We start from the raw sequence: 1229 nt of genomic DNA on the forward strand, positions 1-1229 counted from the left end.
TCGAACCCCCAATTCAACCGAACTACTGTACGCTCGACTCGGACGGTCGTCTTTACTATACTGACTCTGGTGATCGAACAGCGCCCATGCATTCCACGGGAGGTAGCCTTCGAGTAGTTAACACCGGTGGGGAGGATAAGATTCTCAGTGATCGGTTTACCGCGTGGGCAAATGGTCTCGCTTTAAGTCGCGACGGGTCAACGCTATATGTGGCAGAAACCGGCACAGAAGAAATTACAGCAGTTCACTTGACGGACGGGAAAATAACGGGAACGAGCTTCGTTACGAATAACTGTGGTCACGTGGACGGCGTAGCCCTTGACGCCGATGATGATATCTATGTCGCATCGATCGGAGACAATGCAATCTATCGGATCGTCGATGGTGATGTAGAGGTCGTTCTATCCGACCCTGTGGGTCTGGTCATGTGTAATCCGACGAACGTCGCCTTCGGAGGACCGGAGATGCGGACTCTGTACATCGCACAACTCGGTCTCCCTCATGTCGTTGCCGTTGAGGTCGACAAACCAGGACGATATCCAACAGTTCGGCTATAACCACTTTGCGTGGCATGCTGAGCAAGCACTGAGGTACCTTATTACGATATAGGGCTACTGGTGGGTAGACTACTCGACTTTCCGCTGGACGGGGGCGCCTTTGCGCCACTGTTCACAACGATGAATTCGTTAATGCTACAAACCCATTCAACAATAAGGAACAATTCTCAGAACGCAGGGTGAGATTAGAGAAATTGCGCCACCACCATTACAAACGTAGTTCTGTAATACAGATGTAAAATTACATAATGAAAATTGCTGATGATTCTGCGCCATTCAGTGAGACCGAACAGAGCCGAAAGGATTCTCTAACCCTGCAAAGTCGAATCTTCCTCGAGTTACACTCACATCGCGAATCACCGACTCGAAGGTTTCCACGTTCTCTCGCCTGAATGTACCTGTGGCTGCTCAGGAGCGTCGGTGGTTCTTCCGATACTAGACTCCTCAATGAGTGTGAAAGAGTAACTCTGTCTTACGACTCGCGTTTTGTAATATTGTATTTGGAACCACTACTGCTCAATGGTTTTATCAGTCCGCTGTAAAACGAATACCTCCTAGTGGCTGTGGTCACGAATACAACATTACGAATAGCTCATGTTGACTTCGATGATGTCTGCATTCTGCCGGAGTAACTCGGGTATTTCCTCGTGGAAGACCTCTCCTTGAATTCGA

At 49.0% G+C, this 1229-nt stretch carries 1 protein-coding gene; it reads left to right on the forward strand.

Going from position 1 to position 1229, the window contains the following annotated elements; all coding sequences use genetic code 11:
* A partial coding sequence (locus AUR65_RS16765) for an SMP-30/gluconolactonase/LRE family protein (RefSeq protein ID WP_146047443.1) occupies positions 1-557 on the forward strand: 557 nt, incomplete at its 5' end.
* Between the last annotated feature and the right edge of the window lie 672 nt (positions 558-1229).

It is taken from the genome of Haloferax marisrubri (assembly GCF_001469875.2).
Taxonomy (GTDB): Archaea; Halobacteriota; Halobacteria; order Halobacteriales; family Haloferacaceae; genus Haloferax; species Haloferax marisrubri.